Raw genomic sequence first — 18,505 nt, 5'->3', positions numbered from 1 at the left:
GTTAGTTTTATTTTACTCTTTTTCAGACTAGTTATCTAGACCAGTTATGCCGGAATTGTATAAATCTGTTTTGGTTCAGACGGTAAAGTGATAAAATATAACTGTTCAAAGCTCGGAACATCCCAGAACAGGAGGAACATATCTTGGCAAAGGTTCGGACCAAAGACGTAATGGAGCAGTTCCATTTAGAATTGATCAGCGGAGAAGAAGGAATTAACCGCCCGATTACGATGAGTGATTTATCACGGCCCGGTATTGAAATCGCCGGTTATTTTACATATTACCCGAGAGAACGGGTGCAGCTTTTAGGAAAAACGGAGCTGTCATTTTTCGATCAGCTTCCTGAGGAGGATAAAAAACAGCGGATGGAATCGCTGTGCACCGATGTGACGCCGGCTATCATACTTTCCAGAGATATGCCGATCCCGCCGGAGCTTGTAGAAGCATCCGAGAAAAACGGCGTGCCGGTGCTGAGATCCCCTCTGAAAACAACCAGACTGTCAAGCCGGCTGACGAATTTTCTTGAGAGCCGTCTCGCGCCCACAACCGCCATTCACGGCGTGCTTGTGGATATATACGGCGTCGGTGTGCTCATAACGGGAAAAAGCGGCGTCGGTAAAAGTGAAACGGCCCTGGAGCTCGTCAAACGCGGCCATCGTCTTGTCGCGGATGACTGCGTCGAAATCCGGCAGGAGGATCAGGATACGCTCGTCGGGAATGCGCCTGATCTGATTGAGCATCTGCTTGAAATCAGGGGTCTCGGCATTATAAATGTCATGACGCTGTTCGGAGCGGGCGCCGTCAGAAGCAATAAGAGAATTACAATCGTCATGGACCTTGAGCTTTGGGAGCAAGGGAAGCAATACGACCGTCTCGGACTTGAAGAAGAAAAAATGAAAATCATTGATACGGAAATTACAAAACTGACCATTCCAGTCCGCCCTGGGCGAAATCTCGCTGTTATTATCGAAGTTGCGGCGATGAACTTCAGATTGAAGCGGATGGGCTTAAATGCCGCCGAGCAATTTACGAATAAGCTGGCGGATGTCATTGAAGACGGCGAACAAGACGAATAGGAGTTGGCAATAATATGAACGAAGCAGGAACACCAATCAATCCGATTGCCTTGCAGCTCGGGCCTTTATCCGTGCACTGGTACGGGATCATTATCGGCGCGGGTGCGTTATTAGGGCTTTGGATGGCCATGAGGGAGAGCGAAAAGCGGGGGCTGAAAAAGGACATTTTTATTGATCTTGTTCTTTTCGCCATCCCGATCGCAATCATTTGCGCCCGGGCATACTATGTGCTTTTCGAGTGGAGCTATTACTCGGAACACCCCGGGGAAATCATTAAAATTTGGAAAGGCGGCATCGCGATTCACGGCGGATTAATCGGCGCGATCGCAACAGGCGTTGTTTTTTCAAAAGTAAGAGGGATCTCATTCTGGAAGCTGGCGGATATTGCCGCGCCGAGTATTCTGCTCGGTCAGGCCATCGGGCGCTGGGGAAACTTTATCAACCAGGAGGCTCACGGCGAAGCGGTCAGCCGTTCATTTTTGGAAAGTCTTCACCTTCCGGATTTCATCATTAATCAGATGTACATAGACGGACATTATTATCACCCGACGTTTCTGTATGAATCGCTATGGAGCTTTGCGGGTGTCGTGATTCTGCTTCTGCTCCGCCGCGTGAACCTGCGCAGGGGCAATCTGTTCTTAACGTATATCATCTGGTATTCGATCGGCAGATACTTTATTGAAGGAATGCGCACGGACAGCCTGATGCTCACGAGCCAGCTTCGGATCGCGCAGGTCATTTCCATTGTGCTGATTGTTCTTGCGATTATTTTAATGGTTTTCAGACGCGTTAAAGGGTATGCCGATAAGCGGTATGCGGATACGGACTGACGTCTGAAATCGGAAAGGACATAAGATGACTGATAAACGTTTAACCGCCATTTTATTCGATCTCGACGGCACGCTGATTGACACGAATGAACTGATTATCGCTTCTTATCTTCATACGCTTGATCATTATTGCCCGGGACAGTATAAACGGGAAGATGTGCTTCCGTTTATCGGCCCGCCTCTGTACGAAACATTTTCAGGCATTGATGCCGAAAAGTGCGATGACATGATCAGCATGTACAGGGCATTCAATCATGAGAAGCACGATGAGCTTGTCACGGAGTACGAAACGGTTTATGAAACGCTCGATGAATTGAAAAAAGCGGGCTATCAGCTCGGGATTGTTACCACAAAGCTGAGGGATACAGTCAATATGGGAGTGAAGCTGACAGGCATTGGTGAGTTTTTCGATACTGTCGTCACGCTTGATGATGTAAAGCATCCGAAGCCTGATCCCGAACCTGTGCGGCTTGCGCTCAGCCGGCTGGGGTGCGATCCGTCGGAGGCCATGATGGTCGGTGACAATTATCACGATGTCATGGCGGGCAAAAACGCCGGCACGAAAACAGCCGGCGTCGCGTGGACGATTAAAGGCGCACAGGCGCTTTCCGCGTATGAACCCGATTATATGCTTGAGAAAATGAGTGATTTATTGCACATTACCGGAGTGAAGTAATCCGTGAGAAAAACAGACCGCCATCCGGCTGCAGGTGCAAATTCATTGTGGCATGTATATCAGACGGTTCCCTTTCTGAAGGTGATAAAAAACTTCATCATCATCCAGATTGCAAGGTATACGCCGTTTCTAAGCGTGAAGAACTGGCTGTACCGAACCTTTTTGAAAATGAATGTCGGAAAACAAACCTCATTCGCGCTGATGGTGATGCCGGATATTATGTTTCCTGAAAAAATCACTGTCGGAGAAAACAGCATCATCGGCTACAATACGACGATTTTGGCCCATGAATATTTAATACATGAGTACCGGACCGGTGATGTCACAATCGGTGACGAGGTAATGATCGGGGCAAACACAACGATTCTGCCTGGCGTCACCATCGGGAGCGGAGCCGTTGTATCAGCCGGCACGCTGGTGCATAAAGATGTCCCGGCCGGGGCGTTTGTCGGAGGAAACCCGATGAAGCTGATCTATACGCACGAAGAAATGAAAAAACGAATGGAAAACCCCGCTGATTAACGTCAGCGGGGTTTTTTTATGACTTGATCACAATGGCCTGGCTGCCCATCTGCTTCCAGGCTTTTTCGAATTCAGTCCGGTCCGTTTTTCTGTTTTTATAACCGTAAGGGTCATTGACGTATACATAATCGTGATCATAACCGGTGACGGCTACGCTGTGCATGCTGAACGTGATGTCGACCTTTCCGTTCGGCGTATTCCAAGTCTGCATATGATCAACCGGTTTAAAGGAAGTGGTGATAATCACCCAGACCGGCCGTCCCTTTTCAAGCTGGCGGTACACAGCAGAAATGTCTTTTCCTGTCAGGTCGTATACTTTGTTTCCCGCATACTCTTTGGCCAGTTTAACAATCGGCTCATGATAAACGCCTAAACCCGGGCCATTTTCCATGTCTCCGGCAAACCCTTCATTCGGATCTCCTTTCAGCCCGCTGCTGTATGTGAGCGGAACTTTATTGATTCGATCCGCCAATGTATTTTTTGATACATGATATCCGGCATTGTTCAAAATCATAGCAAGGCTTGTCACCTCACAGCCATTGTACAGTCGGGGTGAATCCATCTGTCTGTACAGAACGACATTCAGCGGTGACGCGCTCCCTTTTAACGGTGTTTTCTCATCAGGCTCGTCGGACTGCTGATTGAAAAAATTCAAATGAATATCGTTTGTATAGATGTTATATCCCAGATAGACAAGGACGGCTGTCAGAATCAGCACACATAATGTTCCAAGCGTCTTCATTATCAATTATTCTCCCTTGTTTCTGATGAAGCTATTCTATGTATTATAGCACTTCTGTTCAATATGATTAGATGGTTCTGTTATGTTTACAGATTTGTTCATGATTTAGTCATCAATATGGGAAAGAATAGGCGGACATTGGGCATTGCAATCCATTCTTTTATCTGCTAACATATTATCATATTAGCGAACTAAAGGATTCGGAATTTTCCTTCAGACAAAGCGGAGGTGCAAAAGGCAATGTTTATGTTTGAGAAACCGCATGGCATGAGAGATACGCTTCCCGGTTTATACGAAGCAAAGAAGAAAGTCCGTTCCACACTGACGGATTTAATTGATAAATGGGGTTATCAGTTTATGGAGACTCCGACCCTCGAATTCTATGAAACAGTGGGTGTCCAGTCAGCCATTGAAGAACAGCAGCTGTTTAAGCTTCTCGATCAGGACGGAAAAACGCTTGTGCTTCGGCCTGACATGACCGGACCGATTGCCCGGGTGGCGGCGTCTAAGCTGCACAAAAATAATCATCCGCTCAGAGCGGGATACGCGGCAAGCGTCTACCGCGCTCAAGAACGGGAAGGCGGACGTCCGGCCGAATTCGAACAGGTCGGCGCGGAGCTGATCGGCGACGGATCAACAAGTGCGGACGCTGAGGTGATTGCACTCGCGGCCGGCGCGTTGAAAAACGCGGGATTGCACCAATTTAAAATCGCGATCGGCCATGCAGGACTCGCAGATGAGCTGTTTGTCGAGGTGCTGGGCAATGCCGAGCGGGCGGATGTTCTGCGGCGCTTTCTCTTTGAAAAGAATTATGTGGGATACAGAGAACATGTCAAATCGCTTCCGCTTTCTTCAATAGACAAAAGCCGGCTGCTCGGACTTTTGGAATTGCGCGGCGGAAAAGAGATCTGCGCCAAAGCGGAGGAGATCATCGGCATCTCCGGGCAAAACGTGATTCAGGAGCTGGAAGACCTATGGGACATTCTTGAAGATTACGGGTGTGCCGAGCATATCCGCCTTGATCTGAACATGGTCAGCCATATGAGTTATTACACGGGAATTTTATTCGAAGTGTATGCGGCAAATGTCGGGTTTGTCATCGGAAGCGGCGGCCGCTATAACAATCTTCTCGGCCATTTCGGCAGCCCTGCTCCCGCCACGGGCTTCGGACTCCGTATCGACAGGCTGATTGAAGCGCTCGGCATCCAGGAAGAAACAAGCGAGGCGGACGCCGTTATTTTCAGCAAGGAGCAGCGGGCGCAGGCCATTTTATTCGCGGAGGAAGAAAGGGCAAGAGGCAGAAAGGTCGTCCTGCAGGATTTGGCGGGCATTGAAAATATCGATCATATGACAAAATCATTCACAAAAGTCACATACTTTATCGGTGCCAGAAAGGAAGAGCAAAATGGGTAAGGTACTCACAATGGCAATGCCAAAAGGGCGGATATTCGAAGAAGCGGCCGGATTGCTGCGGCAGGCCGGATACAGGCTGCCCGAGGAGTTTGAGGAATCAAGAAAGCTGATCATCGATGTTCCTGAAGAAAATCTCCGCTTTATTTTAGCGAAGCCGATGGACGTCACGACTTATGTCGAACATGGCGTCGCTGATGCCGGTATTGCCGGAAAGGATGTCATGCTTGAAGAAGAGCGTGACGTGTATGAGGTGCTCGATCTGAATATCAGCAAATGCCATCTCGCCGTTGCGGGGCTTCCGGGAGCGGATTGGAACGGTGTCGCCCCGAGGATTGCGACGAAATATCCGAATGTTGCGTCAAGTTATTTCAGAGAGCAGGGCGAGCAGGTGGAAATCATCAAGCTGAACGGCTCCATTGAGCTGGCGCCTTTAATCGGGCTTGCTGACAGAATCGTGGATATCGTATCAACAGGGCGGACATTAAAGGAAAACGGACTCGTTGAATCAGAACACATTTGTGACATCACATCGCGTTTTATCGTCAATCCGGTCAGCTACCGCATGAAGGATGACGTCATCGACGAAATGGCTGCCAGGCTGGCCAGGGTTGTGGAAGGAGAAACGGCAAAATGAAAATAACCGCAATAAAAAAAAGCGAGCGGTTTTCACTGAAGCGTTCCATTGACAGCGGAACCGAAGAGCAGCGGAAAACCGTCAGGGCGATTATTGAAGACGTCAGAAAAAACGGCGACAAAGCCGTTTTGGCCTATACAAAAACATTTGACGGCATCAGCCTGGAACAGTTGGCGGTGAGCGCAGAAGAAATCGCAGAGGCGTACCGTCTGCTTGATGATCAGCTGTTGGAAGTGATCAAGCAGGCAATTGCCAATATTAAAGAATATCACGAGCGCCAGCTGCAATCCTCTTGGTTTTACCATCGTAAAGACGGCACGATGCTCGGGCAGAAAATAACGGCGCTTGATTCCGCGGGCGTATATGTGCCGGGCGGGACGGCCGCTTATCCGTCTTCCGTTTTAATGAATGTCATCCCCGCTCTCGCTGCGGGAGTGGGGCGGATCGTTCTTGTCAGTCCGCCGGGAAAAGACGGCAGCCTTTCGCCGGGCGTTCTGGCGGCAGCGTCTGAGCTCGGCATAAAGGAAATTTACAAAGCGGGAGGCGCGCAGGCGATTGCCGCGCTCGCTTACGGAACGGAAACGATACAGCCTGTTGATAAGATTACAGGTCCCGGCAATATTTTTGTGGCGCTGGCGAAGCGCGAAGTCTTCGGCGATGTGGATATTGACATGATAGCCGGGCCAAGTGAAATCGCAGTCCTGGCAGACGATACGGCGGTGCCCGAAGAAGTTGCCGCTGACCTGCTTTCTCAGGCCGAACACGATATGCTCAGCTCATGCGTGCTTGTCACCGACTCACGGAAGCTTGCAGAAGCGGTATCAGGTGAAGTGGATAAACAGCTTCAGACGCTGCCGCGTAAAGAAATCGCCGAAGCATCGATCAAAGATCACGGCCATATTTACATCGCGGAAACGATGGAGGATGCGGTGGACACGGTGAATGCGCTGGCGCCTGAGCATTTAGAAATCATGACGCATTCGCCGGAGGCTTTGCTTGGAAGCATCAGGCACGCGGGAGCGATTTTCTTAGGGCGATACAGCGCTGAACCGGTCGGCGATTATTTTGCGGGACCGAATCACGTTCTGCCGACAAACGGGACGGCGCGGTTTTCAAGCCCGCTGAATGTCACGGATTTTCAAAAGAAATCGAGCATCATCTCATACAGCCGGAAGGCATTTGAAACCCACGCGGACAGCATTGCCGCCTTTGCGAGACTGGAAGGGCTTGAAGCGCACGCAAGATCGATTGAAGCGAGAAACGGAGGAAATGACCGATGAGAAAAGCGGAACGCGCCAGAAAAACAAATGAGACGGATATTAAGCTGGCTTTCGGTATAGACGGAGAAGGAAAAGCCGATATCAGCACGGATGTGCCGTTTATGACGCATATGCTTGATTTGTTTACAAAGCACGGACAATTCGATTTAACCGTTGACGCAAAAGGCGATACGGAGATAGATGATCACCACACGACTGAAGATATCGGCATCTGCTTAGGTCAGGCTTTTTTGGAAGCGCTCGGTGATAAAAAAGGAATCAAACGGTACGGGTCAGCGCTTGTGCCGATGGACGAAGCGCTCGCCCAAGTCGCCGTAGACCTGAGCAACCGGCCGCACCTTGAGATGCGCGCTGCATTTCCGCAAGCGAAAGTCGGAACGTTTGATACCGAGCTGGTACATGAATTCTTATGGAAACTGGCGCTCGAAGCGAGAATGAATCTGCACGTCATCGTTCATTACGGCACGAATACCCATCATATGATAGAAGCCGTGTTTAAGGCGCTTGGCAGAGCGCTGGACGAAGCGTCATCCATTGACCCGCGCGTCAAGGGTGTGCCGTCTACGAAAGGGATGCTGTAAATGATCGGTGTAATTGATTACGGAATGGGCAATTTATTCAGCGTGTCGAAGGCGCTGGAAGGCGTCGGCGTCCCGTATGTCGTTTCAGACCGGCCGGAAGAGCTCGAAAAAGCGGATGCTTTTATTCTCCCCGGTGTCGGATCATTCAGTGACGCCATGGACAATTTACGCAGCACGAAGCTTGATCAATTCATACACCGTATGGTTGACGAAGGGAAGCTGCTTCTTGGCATCTGCCTCGGCATGCAGCTCATTTTCGAAGAAAGCAGCGAAAACGGCTCTGCAAAAGGACTTGGTTTATTAGCCGGAAAAGCAGTGAGACTCAAAGACAGGGATGCCGAAGGAAATAAGCTGAAGGTGCCGCATATGGGCTGGAACCGGCTGGCGGTTCACCAAACATCTCCTTTGCTTTCGGAAGCGGGAGAAGGCTTTGTTTATTTTGTCCATTCCTATTATATAGACGGGATGGAAGAAGGCGATCTTCTGGCAAGCGCTGAGTACGGCGTTCGTGTTCCTGCGGTCGTCGGGAAACGCAATGTCTTCGGAGCGCAGTTTCACCCGGAAAAAAGCGGCACGGCCGGAATGGCGATCTTAACGCAATTTACAAAAATGGCAGCGGAACAGAAGGTGAAAAAATGAATGCTTTTACATTATATCCGGCAATCGATATGAGAAACGGCAAATGCGTCCGCCTCATTCAAGGTGATTACGGCAAGGAAACGATCTACGGAGACTCACCTTTAGACATGGCGGCCCAATTTGCAAACGAAGGTGCCGAATGGATTCATCTCGTGGATCTTGACGGTGCGAAAGAGGGCAGGAAAGTAAACGACAGGCATGTTTTGGACATCGTCCGGCAGCTTGATGTCAAGGTTGAGATCGGCGGCGGGATCCGTTCTGAAGCGGATGTGTACGGCTACTTATCACAAGGCGCTGATCGCGTCATTCTCGGCAGCTCGGCCGTTTCCGATCCGGCGTTTGTGAAAAGCATGCTGAAACAATACGGCGGGAAAATCGCCATCGGTCTCGATGCGAGAAACGGGTATGTCTCGACGGAAGGGTGGCTGGAAACATCTTCGGTAAGAGCGTCCGATTTGGGCCGTGAATTGGCGGAGGAAGGAGCGGAAACCTTCATTTTCACGGATATTGCGACTGACGGCATGCTGTCAGGCCCGAACATCGAAAGCACCGTTCAGCTCGCAAAAGCAACGGGGAAAAACGTCATCGCCTCAGGCGGTGTCAGCTCAGTCGCCGACCTCAAAGCGCTGGCCCGCTGCAAAGACACCGGTGTATCGGGAGCGATTATCGGAAAAGCGCTGTATACAAAACAATTTTCATTGGCTGAAGCACTCAGCGGGGTGAAGGACGCATGATCACGAAACGAATCATTCCATGTCTCGATGTGAAAGAAGGACGCGTCGTCAAGGGCATTCAATTTCTCGGGCTGAAAGATGCGGGCGATCCTGTCGAGCTGGCCGAAGCCTACGACAGGGAGGGTGCTGACGAGCTTGTTTTTCTCGACATTTCCGCCTCTCATGAAGGCCGGAAGACGATGACTGACGTCGTGGAGCAGGTTGCGGCAAAACTGGCGATTCCGTTTACGGTCGGCGGCGGAATCAATCAATTAAGCGATATGAAACGAATGCTTCGCGCGGGCGCTGATAAAGTATCCGTTAATACAGCGGCCGTTCTCCGACCCGAGCTGATTACGGAAGGAGCTGAGTTTTTCGGCTCGCAATGCATCGTAGCGGCGATTGACGCAAAGTATGACGAATATTCGGATTGCTATAAAGTGTACACACACGGCGGCAGAAAGAAAACCGAGTGGGAAGTCACGGCTTGGGCAAAAGAAGCCGTCAAACGGGGAGCGGGTGAAATCCTGCTGACAAGCATGGACGCTGACGGTGAGAAAACAGGCTTTAACCATACGCTTACAAAACTTGTCTCACATGCCGTCCCGGTGCCTGTCATTGCCTCAGGGGGAGCCGGCAGCGCGCGCCATATGCTTGAAGCCTTCACGATTGGTGAAGCGGACGCCGCGCTTGCAGCTTCCATTTTCCATTACAAAGAGACATCTATAAAAGAAGTGAAAGATTATATGAAGAAACACGGGGTGAATGTGAGATGAAACGGGCAGATGAACTGCGGTTTGACGAGGCCGGGCTGATTCCCGCCATCGTACAGGATGCGGCAAGCAAAGAAGTACTGACACTGGCTTATATGAATCGTGAATCCTACGAAAAAACGATAGAAACGAAAGAAACCTGGTTTTACAGCCGTTCACGCGGGGAGCTGTGGCATAAAGGAGCGACGTCGGGGAATACCCAAAAGGTGAAAGCCATCCGCTATGATTGCGATCAAGATGCCCTCATTGTGCTTGCGGAACCTTCAGGACCCGCATGCCATAAGGGAAGCTACAGCTGCTTTTCTCCGGAAAAAGCGGACGCGCAGGATCGTTTCGGCATCTTAAACGAACTGGAAAGCGTAATCGCCAAACGGCAGGCGGAGATGCCTGAGGGGGCCTACACAACGTATCTGTTTCGGGAAGGCGTCGATAAAATTCTCAAAAAAGTCGGCGAAGAAGCCGCAGAGGTGATCATCGCCGCGAAAAACCGCGATCATGAAGAATTAAAATGGGAAGCGGCAGATTTGCTGTATCATTTGCTCGTTCTTCTGCGTGAACAGTCGCTTCCTTTGGACGACGTGCTTGACGTTCTTGCGAAACGCCATTCAGCATCTGAGTAAAACAAACCTCACGGAGAGCTCCGTGAGGTTTTTAAATATGCCCGAACTTAAACATTCAATAAAATATTCCTTATTTCTGCAACCGGAGGCAGATGAATTTGATAATATTGACTAATAGAGTTTATTTTGGTTTTTATCAAAAATGTACGTTTTGTTCATATTCCGTTCATGCACATCCGTTATAGTATAAACAGTGATATAGGAGGAAAACATATGCCGAATAAACAACCAAAACCTAAAGGGAAATTCAGCTCATTCTTTTCATTAGTCAAAAAAACAAAACCATCCTACGGAATGCTGGCCTTCGCGCTGTCTCTCAGTATTGTGACAACGCTCGTCAGCCTGCTGATTCCGCTGTTGACAAAGCAGCTCGTTGACGGCTTTTCCATGTCGTCGCTGTCAGGCGTGCAGATCGGAATCATCGCAGCCGTGTTTATCGTACAGGCTGCATTAAGCGCCTACGCCACCTACGCCCTAAACTACAGCGGCCAGAAAATCATCTCGGGACTGCGTGATTTGTTGTGGCAGAAGTTAATTAAACTGCCTGTCTCTTATTTTGACAAAAACGCCACGGGAGAAACGATCAGCCGTGTCACCAATGACACAATGGTGGTAAAAGAGCTGATCACCAACAATATCAGCGGATTTATTACCGGAATCATTTCCGTTATCGGATCACTGACGATCTTATTTTTCATGAACTGGAAGCTCACATTGCTCGTGCTGATCGTCGTGCCGCTGGCTGCGGTGATTTTAGTGCCGATCGGCCGGAAAATGTTTAAAATTTCTCGGGAAACACAGGATGAGACGGCGAGATTCACCGGATTATTAAACCACATCCTTCCGGAAATCAGACTTGTGAAAGCCTCAAACGCTGAAGAAGCGGAATATGGCCGCGGAAAAGCCGGCATCATGGCGCTCTTTAAACTCGGGCTGCGTGAAGCGAAGGTGCAGTCGCTCGTAGGCCCGCTCATTACACTTGTATTAATGGCGGCGCTGGTCGCTGTCATCGGGTACGGCGGAATGCAGGTGTCATCCGGTGAACTGACAGCCGGCGCGCTCGTTGCCTTTATTCTGTATTTGTTTCAGATCATTATGCCGATGGGCCAGATCACTTCATTTTTTACACAGCTTCAAAAATCGGTCGGCGCAACGGAACGGATGATTCACATTCTTGCAGAAAAAGAAGAAGATATCCAAACCGGAAAAATCATTGAAAATGCAGATCAGCCGATTAAGCTTGAACAAGTCTCATTCGGCTACAAAAAAGATCAAACCATCTTAAAAGACATTACGGCAACGATTGATGCCGGCAAAGTCACCGCGATTGTCGGACCGAGCGGCGGCGGGAAAACAACGTTATTTAAGCTGCTTGAACGATTCTACAATCCGACGGCCGGAAGCATCCTGCTCGGAAACGAACCGATTGATGCGTATTCTCTTGAATCATGGAGGGAGCATATCGGCTACGTGTCGCAAGAAAGCCCGTTAATGTCAGGAACCATCCGCGATAATATCTGCTACGGATTAAAACGCGAGGTGACTGATGAGGAACTGAGACAAGCGGCTGACATGGCCTACGCCCTGCAATTTATTGAAGACTTACCGAAGAAATTTGAAACCGAGGTCGGTGAACGGGGGATTATGCTTTCAGGCGGACAGCGCCAGCGCATTGCCATTGCCAGAGCACTTCTCCGCAATCCGAGTATTCTGATGCTTGATGAAGCGACATCCAGTCTGGACAGCCAATCTGAAAAATGGGTGCAGCAGGCGCTCGAAGTCTTAATGGAAGGGCGCACCACCATTGTGATTGCCCACCGTTTATCCACGGTTGTGGATGCAGATCAGCTTCTCTTTGTTGAACAGGGGGAAATCACCGGACGGGGCACACACCATGAATTAATGGCATCCCATGCGCTGTACCGCGATTTTGCGGAACAGCAGCTGAAGCTGAATGCCGATTTAGAAAACAAAGCTGTGTAAAGCAAGACTTTAGGAATAGAAAGCAGCTGAAAAAGCTGCTTTTTATTTTGCAGCCGGAGTCCTATTCATTGGAAGCGGGGGTTAAATTATGAAAAAACGCACAACGATTTTTTATTGTCACGCTGCCGTGCTGCTCGTAATTATGACTGCCGGGTGTACGGGCGGTAACGACGAAGAGCCGGCCCATTCTTCAAGTCCGGCCGGGGGGAGCAGCATAAACAAGACTGAAACAGCATCACCGGCAGAAAAAAACGAAGCTGTAAACAAAGATTCACATCACATCTCTGCGGACAAAAGCGAACCAGACAGCATCGCGGCAGATTATTCTCCTCTGCAAATTGAATATGCCCGCGTCTGGCTGCAGCTTGGGGAAAATCAGCAGATAGATGAATTGAACGTTCGCCGCATTCCGGCCGGAGCACTCGTCAATCCTGACGATCGTACGAGCGCCCGCTATCCGGAAGATGTTACTCAGTTAGCCGGTTCCCGTTTAGTCGATGGGTCGGTCACTTACAGCAGCAACAGCGACGGCACCATTCAGGTATACAATGTTCCTTTGCGCTGGGAGTCTCCTATAGATACTGATGAAGGCGTAATGAAAGAAGTGACGGAGGAGATGATCCGCCATACAAAAAAAGTGTATGTTGATACAGGAGACAATGAGAACATCAGACGGCTTATAAAAATCATGTCGATTCATTAAAAGATGATGAGTGAAAAAATCAGAAGGAGGGATTTTTATGGCTGTCATATTGGTTGCGGATGATGACCGCCATATCCGTGAGCTTGTCCGCCTTATGATGGAGCAGAGCGGCTTTGACGTCGCAGAAGCTGAAGACGGGGAAGCGGCGGTGCGGCTGATAGAATCAACATCTGTTGATCTTGTCATACTGGATGTGATGATGCCGAAAATGGACGGGTTTGAAGTCAGTGAAGCCGTCCGCAGCTTTACGGACATTCCGATTTTGATGCTGACGGCAAAAGGCGAAACATTGGACAAAGTGCAAGGTTTTACTTCCGGAGCGGACGATTATCTCGTCAAACCGTTTGAGCCGCTTGAGCTTGAAGCGAGGGTCAAAGCATTGCTGAAACGGTACCGGATCACCGCTGAAAAACTGCTGACCGTCGGAACGGTCACATTAGATAAGCAATCCCGCACCGTAACGCGCGGCGGCGGGGCGGGAATGACGCTGCCCCGGCGTGAATTTGAGCTATTATTCAAGCTTGCCAGTTACCCGAATAAGACGTTTTCTAGAGAACATTTAATAGAAGATATTTGGGGCTTTGATTATGAAGGTGATGAGCGGACGGTTGACGTGCATATTAAAAGGCTGAGAGAACGGTTTCCGGAAAAAGACTATCCTTTTGCCATTCATACGGTGCGGGGGCTCGGCTATCGGTTTGTGGTGACAGGATGAAACGGATCTTCAGAACGGCTGGAAAAATTATTATCCTTCTCACCGTCACCGCATTCTTATGGCTCGCGGCCCACCTGATCGTTCAGGGATTCGGTCTCATATGGCCGATTTTGCTTGTGCCCTACGTCCAGCAGATTCTCACGCTTTGGCTTGTTTTCGGCCTGCTGTTTGTCACGATGTTTATTTTTTCAAAGTCAGCACGTGAAAGACATCATGCGATCTGGGATTCGCTGACCGCCACGATCAAGCAAATGTCGAGCGGCAACTTCACCGCGGCCGCCTCCAGGAAAATGGAGAAGATTGAACGGGACCACCCCGTGACGAAATTGGCTGATGAACTGTCGACACTTGCCGCGGAACTGAGCGAAATGGAAAAACTGAAACAAGAATTTATTTCGAATGTTTCCCATGAAATCCAAACCCCGCTTACTTCATTAAAGGGGTACGCGCACCTCCTGAAAAAACCGGATTTATCATATGAGGAGCGGGGGCGCTACTTGCACATCATCGAGACAGAAACAGAACGCTTATCCAAAATCAGTGAAAATCTGCTGAAGCTCACTGCACTCGAACGCCAAACCGAACCGATTCAAAAAAAACCGTTTCGCATTGACAAACAGCTGCGGCGCACCATATTGACCTGTGAGCCTGAGTGGTCCGCCAAACAGATTGAATTTCTCATCGATTTACAGGAATCGCATGTGTACGGAGATGAGGCGCTGCTCAGCCAAGTATGGATGAATCTGATTCACAATGCCGTGAAGTTTACCGGTGAGGGAGGCCGTATATCCGTTAAAATTGTTGATTTGCCGGAGGCGGCGGCTGTCGAAATCGCCGACAACGGAATCGGAATGGAGCCTGAGCAGGCGGAGCGCGTATTTGAACGGTTTTATAAAGCGGACAAGGCGAGAAACGCAGGGGGCAGCGGCCTCGGCCTGTCCATCGCCAAAAAAATCGCCGAGCTGCACGGGGGTTCGATAGAGGTAGAAAGCAAGCGGGGCGAAGGAACCCTTTTCCGCGTCACCCTTCCTGCCGATCCGCATGAAAAAAAACAGCTAAAATCTGGTCGAACCAGCCAGTAAAAAACGAAGCTGATTCTGTCTTTTGAACTATTGAGGCGAAACCGTTTTATGGTATACTACTGACGGTAATACGTATAAAACGGAGGATATTTGTGGGAAAACACACTTCTGAACATAAAAAGCACGCACAAATTGTCCAGCTGCTTCAGGATGGACAATATTTTTTTCATAAAGGCTTAAAAGCATATAAAGAGCGGAATTTAAAACGGGCCAGCAAACTGATTCAGAGGGCCGTTCACCTCGAGCCGAATGATTCCGAAATGCTGTCCCGGCTGGCCGTCATTTATTCTGAAATGGGCCACTACCAGCAGTCAAATGAGCTGTTCGACTTTATTATGGTGAACCTGAAAGAAGAAATGCCCGAGTGTCATTACTTTAAAGCGAACAATTTCGCGCATTTGGGGCTCTTTCAGGAAGCATACAAAGAAGCCGCGGCTTATTCAGATGCCGAACCGGACGGAGAATTCAGCGAAGAGATAGAAAATCTGATGGAGCTTTTGGATTTCGGTGAAGCGGGTGAAAACGAATCGCTCTATGACCAGGATGAATTGCTGATCAGGCAGGACCGGGCAAAAACGCTTCTTGAGAGCGGCCAGCTTCATGAAGCGGTTGTCATGCTTGAAGAGATTACAGCCGATTATCCCGAGCTTTGGTCCGCGTACAACAACCTTGCGCTCGCTTACTTTTACTCAGGCAATGTCACAAAAGCGAAACAGACGGTATTCGAAGTGCTTGAGAAAAATGAAGGCAATCTCCATGCCTTGTGCAACTACCTGGTATTCTGCTATTACGAGAGAGAAGATGAAAAAGTCGGGGAATTGAGCGAAAGGCTCTCCAATGTGTATCCGATTTTATTCGAACAGCGCTACAAGCTGGGGGCGACGCTGGCGCTTGTCGGCAGACATGATCTCGGCTATAAATGGCTCCGGTCTCTCTACAAAAGCGGGTTTGAAGGCGACGACACGTTTTATTACTGGCTGGCCGCCTCAGCCTACGGGACAGGCCGCACAGAATTTGCCGAAACCATTTGGAGAAAGGCCGAAACCGAATTTCCCGAATCAGACCGGTCCGCGCCTTGGGCAGAACGGCAGGAACCTCTGCCTGCTGCACTTGAACAGCGGCTCGCCGCCTATTATATCAGCAGCGCTGAAGGAGAGCGAAACCAGCTTGAAAAAGTTCTGACGGCAAAACGCGCTGCTTCACCGTTTGAACAAGACTTCGTCAGACTGCTGCTTTCCGGTGAAGAAGGCGCTTCAGGCGTTTCTCATGATGCTTTGTTTACGTATCGGACGGTCAAGCTGCTGGAGAAAGCGGATGCCGGCAGTTTAAAGACTGACGTCATGAGCTGCTGGGTTTTTCACGTCATTCAGCACATCCGCGCCGCCGCTGCCGTACAGAATGAGCGGGCATGGTCCGCAGCCATCGCATACGTATGGAAAGAAGCGAACGGCGAAAAAACGACAAAAAAAGATACGGCCGCCGTTTACGGTGTATCTCCGGCAACACTGTCAAAATACATCAGACAAATAGATGATATATTAGAATAAAACCGATTCTTTCTATATAAAGAGTCGGTTCTTTTTTTATCAGAAAGGGGCAAAACAGAACTTTACTGCCGGAAAAAGAGATTTTTATACGTCTTTTTTTTGCTTTTTGAACCGAAATCAGGCCGCCAGCACCGTTTATTTTGCAAAATATGAGATTTGCAATCACATTGAAATATAACTGTAATAAAAATTGTCGAAACATGATGGTATAATGATTCTCGTACATAAGAGATTAGTTTATTTTACATGTGCTGTATAATCTATACCAATTTAAAAGATTAAAAGATTCATACATAAAAATCATCAGCCTCACGGGTATGTGAGGAAGCGTAACTTTGATGTTCATAATAGAATTCCAAATGAGAACAGGTTTAAAGTAAAAGGGAGGAAAGAAAAAGTGAAAAAGAGTTTATTAACACTTGGTTTGGCTTCCGTCATCGGGACAAGCAGTTTTTTGATCCCATTTACAAAAACTGCATCGGCGGAAACATTAGACAGCAAAAAAGCAAAAATCGAAAGCAAGCAATCTGAGGTGGCTTCAAGCCTTGATGCAAAAGAAAAGGAATTGTCTAAACTTCAGGACAAGCAGGCTAAGATTGAAAAAGAACTGAAAGACATTAACGCAAAAGCGTTGGATACAAGTAATAAAATTGAAGATAAAAAAGCTGAAAACGAAAAAACGAAAAAGCGCATCGCTGATTTGAAAAAAGAAATCAAAGAAACAGAAGCGCGTATTGAAAAACGCAATGAAATCCTGAAAAAACGCGTTCGTTCTTTACAGGAAAACGGCGGTTCTCAAGGATACATAGATGTTCTTTTAGGGGCGACAAGCTTCGGGGACTTCATTTCACGTGCGACTGCGGTATCTTCTATCGTTGATGCGGATAAAGATCTGATCAAACAGCAGGAGCAGGATAAAGCGAAACTCGAAGATGCGGAAGCTGAGCTTAACGTGAAGCTGAAAAAAGTCCAGGACGACCTTGCGAAGCTAGAGTCTATGCAAAAAGACCTGAACAAACAGCTTGATCAGAAAGACAAGCTTTTCGACGAAGCGAAAAACGGTCAGAAAAAAGCGGCTGCCGCTATCTCTGATCTGAAAAAAGAAGCGTCACAGCTTGCAAACGCAAAAGCTGACACTGAAAAAGAACAGAAGCGCATTAAAGCTGAGCAGGCTGCAGCGGCTGCCCTGATCAAAAAGCAGGAAGAAGCGCAAAAAGCCTCTGAAGACCAAAACCAAACAGATGACAGCCAGCCGGCAGCGGTTAAAACTGTGAAAAAAGCGGCTGTTTCAACATCATCTGATTCATCTGACAGCTCAAGCAAATCGGGCACTTCAGGCGGCTCATCTCATAACAGCGGCGGTTCAGATGATTCTGACGGCGGATCTGTTATCTCAAATTCAGGCGGTATTGAAGGCGCGATCAGCGTAGGATCAAGCCTTGTGGGTCAATCTCCGTACAAATTCGGCGGCGGACGCACACAATCTGATATTAACAACCGTATCTTTGACTGCTCATCATTTGTACGCTGGGCTTATGCTAACGCAGGCGTTAACCTCGGACCTGTAAGCGGCACAAGCACAGATACGCTAATCGGAAGAGGTAAAGCAGTCAGCGCGTCTGACATGAAACGCGGAGACTTAGTATTCTTCGATACGTATAAAACAAACGGCCACGTCGGCATCTACTTAGGTAACGGGACATTCCTGAACGATAATACATCTCATGGTGTATCCATCGATTCTATGAGCAACCCTTACTGGAAAAAAGTATTCAACGGCAATGTAAGACGTGTCGTGCAATAATGAATAAGACAAGGGCCTTCCATCCCGGAAGGCTCTTTCTTTATTTGTATACCCGCTCAGGAGATGCCTAATCACATTTTCTCAGAAAAATGAGCAAAAAAATAGCGAATCGCCCTCAGATTTTATAGGATATGGGTAAGGAATACGATTGATGGGGATTCTTATCCATATA

19 protein-coding genes are annotated in these 18,505 nt (G+C 48.7%); 18 read left to right on the top strand and 1 reads right to left on the bottom strand.

The features are described from left to right. The first annotated feature begins 143 nt into the window (after positions 1 to 143). The 4 genes from hprK to AD710_RS05285 are packed head-to-tail and all read left to right on the top strand — an operon-like array spanning position 144 to position 3,104. Positions 144 to 1,076, top strand: coding sequence for an HPr(Ser) kinase/phosphatase (hprK, locus tag AD710_RS05300; protein ID WP_013353746.1), 933 nt, complete (start codon positions 144 to 146; stop codon positions 1,074 to 1,076). Positions 1,077 to 1,090: 14 nt separating this feature from the next. Then, the gene (lgt, locus tag AD710_RS05295; RefSeq protein WP_016937807.1) at positions 1,091 to 1,906 is read left to right on the top strand and encodes a prolipoprotein diacylglyceryl transferase; all 816 of its coding nucleotides are present in this window, start codon (positions 1,091 to 1,093) and stop codon (positions 1,904 to 1,906) included. Between the two features lie 25 nt (positions 1,907 to 1,931). Further along, on the top strand, positions 1,932 to 2,582 hold the full coding sequence (gene ppaX, locus AD710_RS05290; protein ID WP_049627479.1) for a pyrophosphatase PpaX: 651 nt from the start codon (positions 1,932 to 1,934) through the stop codon (positions 2,580 to 2,582). Positions 2,583 to 2,585: 3 nt separating this feature from the next. Continuing rightward, complete coding sequence (locus AD710_RS05285) at positions 2,586 to 3,104, top strand: acyltransferase (protein WP_049627478.1); 519 nt, start codon at positions 2,586 to 2,588, stop codon at positions 3,102 to 3,104. Between the two features lie 16 nt (positions 3,105 to 3,120). Here AD710_RS05285 and AD710_RS05280 read toward each other — a convergent pair whose 3' ends face one another. Beyond that, positions 3,121 to 3,846: a C39 family peptidase gene (locus AD710_RS05280; protein ID WP_016937810.1), complete on the bottom strand. Its 726-nt coding sequence runs from the start codon at positions 3,844 to 3,846 to the stop codon at positions 3,121 to 3,123. Positions 3,847 to 4,086: 240 nt separating this feature from the next. Between AD710_RS05280 and AD710_RS05275 the strand changes: the two genes are divergently transcribed. The 14 genes from AD710_RS05275 to AD710_RS05210 all read left to right on the top strand — a co-directional run bounded on the left by AD710_RS05275 (position 4,087) and on the right by AD710_RS05210 (position 18,333). Further along, positions 4,087 to 5,259 carry an ATP phosphoribosyltransferase regulatory subunit gene (locus AD710_RS05275; RefSeq protein WP_049627477.1) on the top strand — a complete coding sequence of 391 codons (1,173 nt, stop codon included), beginning with the start codon at positions 4,087 to 4,089 and terminating at the stop codon, positions 5,257 to 5,259. Further along, on the top strand, positions 5,252 to 5,893 hold the full coding sequence (gene hisG / locus AD710_RS05270) for an ATP phosphoribosyltransferase (RefSeq protein ID WP_045925879.1): 642 nt from the start codon (positions 5,252 to 5,254) through the stop codon (positions 5,891 to 5,893). Before AD710_RS05275 ends, hisG begins: the two co-directional genes overlap by 8 nt. After that, positions 5,890 to 7,173, top strand: coding sequence for a histidinol dehydrogenase (gene hisD / locus AD710_RS05265; protein ID WP_049627476.1), 1,284 nt, complete (start codon positions 5,890 to 5,892; stop codon positions 7,171 to 7,173). The genes hisG and hisD overlap by 4 nt, the downstream gene beginning before the upstream one ends. Beyond that, positions 7,170 to 7,754, top strand: a complete 585-nt coding sequence (hisB, locus tag AD710_RS05260; RefSeq protein ID WP_016937814.1) for an imidazoleglycerol-phosphate dehydratase HisB — start codon at positions 7,170 to 7,172, stop codon at positions 7,752 to 7,754. Before hisD ends, hisB begins: the two co-directional genes overlap by 4 nt. Continuing rightward, complete coding sequence (hisH, locus tag AD710_RS05255; RefSeq protein ID WP_049627475.1) at positions 7,755 to 8,393, top strand: imidazole glycerol phosphate synthase subunit HisH; 639 nt, start codon at positions 7,755 to 7,757, stop codon at positions 8,391 to 8,393. Further along, on the top strand, positions 8,390 to 9,127 hold the full coding sequence (gene hisA / locus AD710_RS05250) for a 1-(5-phosphoribosyl)-5-[(5-phosphoribosylamino)methylideneamino]imidazole-4-carboxamide isomerase (protein WP_047477288.1): 738 nt from the start codon (positions 8,390 to 8,392) through the stop codon (positions 9,125 to 9,127). The genes hisH and hisA overlap by 4 nt, the downstream gene beginning before the upstream one ends. Further along, the gene (gene hisF, locus AD710_RS05245) at positions 9,124 to 9,882 is read left to right on the top strand and encodes an imidazole glycerol phosphate synthase subunit HisF (RefSeq protein WP_049627474.1); all 759 of its coding nucleotides are present in this window, start codon (positions 9,124 to 9,126) and stop codon (positions 9,880 to 9,882) included. The genes hisA and hisF overlap by 4 nt, the downstream gene beginning before the upstream one ends. Further along, positions 9,879 to 10,499, top strand: a complete 621-nt coding sequence (hisIE, locus tag AD710_RS05240; RefSeq protein ID WP_016937818.1) for a bifunctional phosphoribosyl-AMP cyclohydrolase/phosphoribosyl-ATP diphosphatase HisIE — start codon at positions 9,879 to 9,881, stop codon at positions 10,497 to 10,499. Before hisF ends, hisIE begins: the two co-directional genes overlap by 4 nt. A 213-nt stretch (positions 10,500 to 10,712) precedes the next feature. Next, the gene (locus tag AD710_RS05235; protein WP_016937819.1) at positions 10,713 to 12,482 is read left to right on the top strand and encodes an ABC transporter ATP-binding protein; all 1,770 of its coding nucleotides are present in this window, start codon (positions 10,713 to 10,715) and stop codon (positions 12,480 to 12,482) included. A gap of 88 nt (positions 12,483 to 12,570) precedes the next feature. Further along, positions 12,571 to 13,185: a hypothetical protein gene (locus AD710_RS05230; RefSeq protein ID WP_049627473.1), complete on the top strand. Its 615-nt coding sequence runs from the start codon at positions 12,571 to 12,573 to the stop codon at positions 13,183 to 13,185. A 37-nt stretch (positions 13,186 to 13,222) separates the two neighbouring features. Beyond that, positions 13,223 to 13,900, top strand: coding sequence for a response regulator transcription factor (locus AD710_RS05225; RefSeq protein ID WP_049627472.1), 678 nt, complete (start codon positions 13,223 to 13,225; stop codon positions 13,898 to 13,900). After that, a complete protein-coding gene (locus AD710_RS05220) occupies positions 13,897 to 14,982 on the top strand; it encodes a sensor histidine kinase (RefSeq protein ID WP_049627471.1) in 1,086 nt (361 codons plus the stop codon). The genes AD710_RS05225 and AD710_RS05220 overlap by 4 nt, the downstream gene beginning before the upstream one ends. Before the next feature lie 92 nt (positions 14,983 to 15,074). Beyond that, positions 15,075 to 16,529, top strand: coding sequence for a tetratricopeptide repeat protein (locus AD710_RS05215; protein WP_049627470.1), 1,455 nt, complete (start codon positions 15,075 to 15,077; stop codon positions 16,527 to 16,529). Positions 16,530 to 16,926: 397 nt separating this feature from the next. Next, a complete protein-coding gene (locus AD710_RS05210; protein WP_049627469.1) occupies positions 16,927 to 18,333 on the top strand; it encodes a peptidoglycan DL-endopeptidase CwlO in 1,407 nt (468 codons plus the stop codon). The last annotated feature ends 172 nt before the right edge of the window (positions 18,334 to 18,505 follow it).

Origin of the sequence: Bacillus sp. JFL15 (assembly GCF_001184225.1) — a bacterium.
In the GTDB taxonomy this organism is placed as follows: Bacteria; Bacillota; Bacilli; order Bacillales; family Bacillaceae; genus Bacillus; species Bacillus siamensis.
Note: the sequence above shows the minus strand (reverse complement) of the source record. Positions and strands in the feature narration are given on the sequence as shown.

Bases quoted from the DNA above. Each gene is read 5' to 3' on its own strand.
- hisA (WP_047477288.1), top strand. From the start codon at position 8,390: ATGAATGCTTTTACATTATATCCGGCAATCGATATGAGAAACGGCAAA.
- lgt (WP_016937807.1), top strand. From the start codon at position 1,091: ATGAACGAAGCAGGAACACCAATCAATCCGATTGCCTTGCAGCTCGGG.
- ppaX (WP_049627479.1), top strand. From the start codon at position 1,932: ATGACTGATAAACGTTTAACCGCCATTTTATTCGATCTCGACGGCACG.
- AD710_RS05220 (WP_049627471.1), top strand. From the start codon at position 13,897: ATGAAACGGATCTTCAGAACGGCTGGAAAAATTATTATCCTTCTCACC.
- hisH (WP_049627475.1), top strand. From the start codon at position 7,755: ATGATCGGTGTAATTGATTACGGAATGGGCAATTTATTCAGCGTGTCG.
- hisF (WP_049627474.1), top strand. From the start codon at position 9,124: ATGATCACGAAACGAATCATTCCATGTCTCGATGTGAAAGAAGGACGC.
- AD710_RS05225 (WP_049627472.1), top strand. From the start codon at position 13,223: ATGGCTGTCATATTGGTTGCGGATGATGACCGCCATATCCGTGAGCTT.
- AD710_RS05235 (WP_016937819.1), top strand. From the start codon at position 10,713: ATGCCGAATAAACAACCAAAACCTAAAGGGAAATTCAGCTCATTCTTT.
- hisIE (WP_016937818.1), top strand. From the start codon at position 9,879: ATGAAACGGGCAGATGAACTGCGGTTTGACGAGGCCGGGCTGATTCCC.
- AD710_RS05275 (WP_049627477.1), top strand. From the start codon at position 4,087: ATGTTTATGTTTGAGAAACCGCATGGCATGAGAGATACGCTTCCCGGT.
- AD710_RS05280 (WP_016937810.1), bottom strand. From the start codon at position 3,846: ATGAAGACGCTTGGAACATTATGTGTGCTGATTCTGACAGCCGTCCTT.
- hisD (WP_049627476.1), top strand. From the start codon at position 5,890: ATGAAAATAACCGCAATAAAAAAAAGCGAGCGGTTTTCACTGAAGCGT.
- hisG (WP_045925879.1), top strand. From the start codon at position 5,252: ATGGGTAAGGTACTCACAATGGCAATGCCAAAAGGGCGGATATTCGAA.
- AD710_RS05230 (WP_049627473.1), top strand. From the start codon at position 12,571: ATGAAAAAACGCACAACGATTTTTTATTGTCACGCTGCCGTGCTGCTC.
- hisB (WP_016937814.1), top strand. From the start codon at position 7,170: ATGAGAAAAGCGGAACGCGCCAGAAAAACAAATGAGACGGATATTAAG.